This is a genomic window from Nostoc flagelliforme FACHB-838 (assembly GCF_014698065.1).
Classification (GTDB): domain Bacteria; phylum Cyanobacteriota; class Cyanobacteriia; order Cyanobacteriales; family Nostocaceae; genus Nostoc; species Nostoc flagelliforme_B.
On record NZ_JACJSI010000547.1, the window covers coordinates 1 to 3,258 of the forward strand.

Consider the following 3,258-nt stretch of genomic DNA (forward strand, 5'->3'; position numbering starts at 1 on the left):
CAATCTGCATCTGCTCAAATTTCATATTGGTTACAGCGAGTTTTGGAAATATCACGTACAGAACCAGAATCAATGAGTGCTTGATCTCTATGAATTTTTCCTCTGTTTGACCACCACTGAACGCAGGTACTGCCGACAGGCTGTCTCTCCCCGATAAATCAGAATCCGCAGCGCCTGTATTTCCTGCATTGGAGAAACACAGATTTCGGCAATCGCAGCAATCAAATTCTGTTGCTCCTGCACATAATCTTGATGCTGCTGCTCCAACACAGCAATTTTGGAGTTCAGCTGTTGTATCTGCCGTAATGCTTGCGTCAGAGACGATTCTTTGTTTCGAGAGCGATTATCTAGAGTTATTGTCATTTTTTTCTCCTCTAATTTTAAATTCTTTCTGTTTACTGCTGAGTTTCCTGCTGTACATCATCAATTGCGTTCACTATTTCTCCCAAAATATTAAAAGCATCGTTTAACACCACACCATTCGAGGTAGAAAAGCACTCGGACGACTGAAGCTTGCGATAATCCTTACTACTCCCCACAAGCCGCAACGTATATTGACAACCTTGTAAAATAGTCCGAATTTCTGCTGTGGTTAATTTGATTTCCATCGTTGTTTATCCCCTAAAATTTATCTCGTTGAATGCTGAAGCTTACTCCGACTAAAGAAGTCCCTAAGAATGCGGAAAAACTGACCAACATTGCACCCAAGCAAATACTCTTCTGCTGCTGCCACCCGGAGATGATGATGTTGGGATTAGCATTCGTCTCAATAATCTCCATTCCCCAACAAGCCATTGCCCCTACTCCTGAAAAGCCAGTCAAAAGTAGAGAGACAATTGCAATTGTTTCTATGGTGCGATCAATGAAAATCCTGGGGTTAAATCTTCTCCTAGTACGGCGGCGAAGAGACAATTTACTCTTGTGGTCTAATTGAGATTGGTAAACAACTTGTTTGTGATTAGTCATTTGGAATCCTCCAATTCAATAAAAAAACCTGCACCAGTATTGCTAATCTTTACCTTTCTTTGATTGATCAAGGTTTGAATCACTGACAAACTGAAGTTAATATGACACAATCGAGCGCTACCCCCACAACGACGCAGGTATTGTATGCATAGTGAGGAATTGTCAGTAGGAGTAGGATGAGTGGATTTTCGCGGCATGATATTTTTCCTATTGGTGTTATTCAATTCAGTTCTGGCAATTGTGCAAGCGCTCCTTCCATCCATGCCTGAATTGCTTCCATCTCAGAAACACCTCGCAATACAGCATCAATTACGTGTTTCTGATAAGAGTTAGCAGTCTGATTCGGGTGTCCAAACTTATTCCCAGCCCAAGCCAAACACATGGTTTTCACTAGTTCATCAATTTGAACAGAATCAAGCTCACTTGGACTCGTCACATTTCGAGAATGCAGCCATTCTTTCACCAAATCCAACGGATAATTTAAAAGTGTGCGAACTTCTTTGACTCGCAAATCTTTTGGGTTGATTGATGGTGCAGTTACAGCTTGTTTTGGTGGCTGAACTCTATACTGTTGATTGTCTTTGCGGGGTCTAATGTTATTTTGTGGTTGTTCAGGCTTTTGAGGAGTAGTTGCACCTTCAGCATCATTATCTTCATCAGCAGTCACAGATAAAATTGCACAAACAGCATATCGTCGTGCATAAGTTAATGCTGCACCAAACTTTTGAGAGTCAGCAATCTCAGGTAAAGGATAACTGCTGGTGATACTCTCTCCAGATTCGTGAAAAATATGAGTCCGTAGTACGGTTTTACTTTCAAAGATTTCCGTGGTTTGAATTATTACTAATCCATGTTTACCAAGTGCAGGAGTGACAGCATCCAATACAGCATCTAAAGTTGCATATTTACGCTTATAGTGAGGATTAGTACCGTCTTTTTGAATGGGGTTAAACTCTGCCTTTGCTTTAATTAGAGCTTTGATTAGTTCTTGCATTGTCTAGCTCCTCTCATTTTACCAATCGCTTTCATTGACATCACCAGACACTTTTTTGCTAGATTTAGCCTTAGTAATCTGAAACTCTGAGGCTTTTAGTACAGGCATTGCCGCTTGTTTTACCGAAGTTTTAGCTTGTTGATAGAGAAATTGGGTTATCCCGTCAGCGTCTTCCCCATCTTCTACTTGCGCCCATAAAGAGCAACCTAGCTCTAGCGATTCGTAGTCGCCTAGATTAAATTTCCTAGAGTAACTAACAGATACAGTGGTGAATTTCATTTTGGTTGTCAATTCTCTTCGTTAGTATTAATCATTTAAATGCTGAGTCTTTGACATAGATCACCAGCTTTTACACCGATAATTCCTGGCTCAATTTCAGTAATAATTTCTCAATGATTGAATAAAAGCTAGGGTCTTGATCATTGATTTCAACCTCAATCAAACCTGCATTGTTCGATATAACAGTTGCCCAACTTGACAAAGCTTGAGGGATACTTGTTGCATAGAGTTTCATTATTCTGCTTCCTGATTAAACTTGACTTCAACAATTTCTTCCGCGCACCCCATTACCTCACCCAAATAATGCAATGTATCGCCCAAATGAGTTGCTGCTTCTGGGTCAATCTTTTTATCAGCAATCAACAAGAGCCAGTTTTCATCTTGGGCAATCGCCTGAATCTTCACGTAGCATGAGTTAAATTCTTGTAGGATTTCTATGGGTAACATTGCTACATTCACTCACATTTCGTTGTTTTATTTTGATAGAATTTAGTTTGACTCCTAGCCACACAGGTGGGACTTCCTCCCCACCTATTTTTTATGCTGCAACTAAGTCTTTTACCTGTGGAACGTATTTCTTTAACCGTTCCCATTCGTCGCTCGTTAACGCATCAAATTCTTTATCGAGTAACTCTTCTTCTGTGAGTGGTTGTTCTGTAGTCGCTGTTAATCTGTCTGCCACCTTCAAAAATTCATCCAACCCCACTACTGCATCAACTGGCTCGGCGTATCCAAGAGAATCCACTCCGTTAAACCAGTGGGTAATATGCTGAAATATCACCCCAATCATGGAATCAGCTTTGTACACTCGATAATTTCTGGGGCAAGCTCCATTGACATACACGAGTTTGTATCCAGAGATTTCCATGACCTCTGCGCTGGGGTCGGTTGGAGACAACAGTATCTTGTCAAGAGACTCTTTCAACTGAGTTTGTTCAAGAGAAAGTGGGCTAATCATATTTCGTATGCCATGATTTGAATTGTCATAAATCCTGTTGTAAGGCGATTGCATTTCTCTT

Annotated in this window: 9 protein-coding genes; all 9 read right to left on the reverse strand. The window is 40.6% G+C overall.

The annotated features are described in order from the left end of the window. Positions 1 to 87 precede the first annotated feature (87 nt). Positions 88 to 363, reverse strand: a complete 276-nt coding sequence (locus H6G97_RS48430; RefSeq protein WP_190947429.1) for a hypothetical protein — start codon at positions 361 to 363, stop codon at positions 88 to 90. A gap of 32 nt (positions 364 to 395) precedes the next feature. Further along, positions 396 to 608, reverse strand: coding sequence for a hypothetical protein (locus H6G97_RS48435; RefSeq protein WP_190947430.1), 213 nt, complete (start codon positions 606 to 608; stop codon positions 396 to 398). Between the two features lie 13 nt (positions 609 to 621). Further along, positions 622 to 966: a hypothetical protein gene (locus tag H6G97_RS48440; RefSeq protein WP_190947431.1), complete on the reverse strand. Its 345-nt coding sequence runs from the start codon at positions 964 to 966 to the stop codon at positions 622 to 624. Continuing rightward, entirely contained in the window at positions 963 to 1,163 is a 201-nt protein-coding gene (locus tag H6G97_RS48445; RefSeq protein WP_100903506.1) for a hypothetical protein, read from the reverse strand. The genes H6G97_RS48440 and H6G97_RS48445 overlap by 4 nt, the downstream gene beginning before the upstream one ends. A 23-nt stretch (positions 1,164 to 1,186) precedes the next feature. Continuing rightward, positions 1,187 to 1,960: an ERF family protein gene (locus tag H6G97_RS48450; protein WP_190947432.1), complete on the reverse strand. Its 774-nt coding sequence runs from the start codon at positions 1,958 to 1,960 to the stop codon at positions 1,187 to 1,189. Between the two features lie 18 nt (positions 1,961 to 1,978). Further along, positions 1,979 to 2,239 (reverse strand): hypothetical protein, encoded by a 261-nt coding sequence (locus H6G97_RS48455; RefSeq protein WP_190735925.1) that lies wholly within the window; start codon positions 2,237 to 2,239, stop codon positions 1,979 to 1,981. A 70-nt stretch (positions 2,240 to 2,309) separates the two neighbouring features. Further along, on the reverse strand, positions 2,310 to 2,474 hold the full coding sequence (locus H6G97_RS48460) for a hypothetical protein (RefSeq protein WP_190947433.1): 165 nt from the start codon (positions 2,472 to 2,474) through the stop codon (positions 2,310 to 2,312). Then, positions 2,474 to 2,698 carry a hypothetical protein gene (locus H6G97_RS48465; RefSeq protein ID WP_338422022.1) on the reverse strand — a complete coding sequence of 75 codons (225 nt, stop codon included), beginning with the start codon at positions 2,696 to 2,698 and terminating at the stop codon, positions 2,474 to 2,476. Before H6G97_RS48465 ends, H6G97_RS48460 begins: the two co-directional genes overlap by 1 nt. 79 nt (positions 2,699 to 2,777) lie before the next feature. Further along, on the reverse strand, positions 2,778 to 3,258 hold a 481-nt coding region (locus tag H6G97_RS48470; RefSeq protein WP_206759182.1), incomplete at its 5' end, for a hypothetical protein.

Bases quoted from the DNA above. Each gene is read 5' to 3' on its own strand.
- H6G97_RS48455 (WP_190735925.1), bottom strand. From the start codon at position 2,239: ATGAAATTCACCACTGTATCTGTTAGTTACTCTAGGAAATTTAATCTA.
- H6G97_RS48430 (WP_190947429.1), bottom strand. From the start codon at position 363: ATGACAATAACTCTAGATAATCGCTCTCGAAACAAAGAATCGTCTCTG.
- H6G97_RS48450 (WP_190947432.1), bottom strand. From the start codon at position 1,960: ATGCAAGAACTAATCAAAGCTCTAATTAAAGCAAAGGCAGAGTTTAAC.
- H6G97_RS48445 (WP_100903506.1), bottom strand. From the start codon at position 1,163: ATGCCGCGAAAATCCACTCATCCTACTCCTACTGACAATTCCTCACTA.
- H6G97_RS48460 (WP_190947433.1), bottom strand. From the start codon at position 2,474: ATGAAACTCTATGCAACAAGTATCCCTCAAGCTTTGTCAAGTTGGGCA.
- H6G97_RS48440 (WP_190947431.1), bottom strand. From the start codon at position 966: ATGACTAATCACAAACAAGTTGTTTACCAATCTCAATTAGACCACAAG.
- H6G97_RS48435 (WP_190947430.1), bottom strand. From the start codon at position 608: ATGGAAATCAAATTAACCACAGCAGAAATTCGGACTATTTTACAAGGT.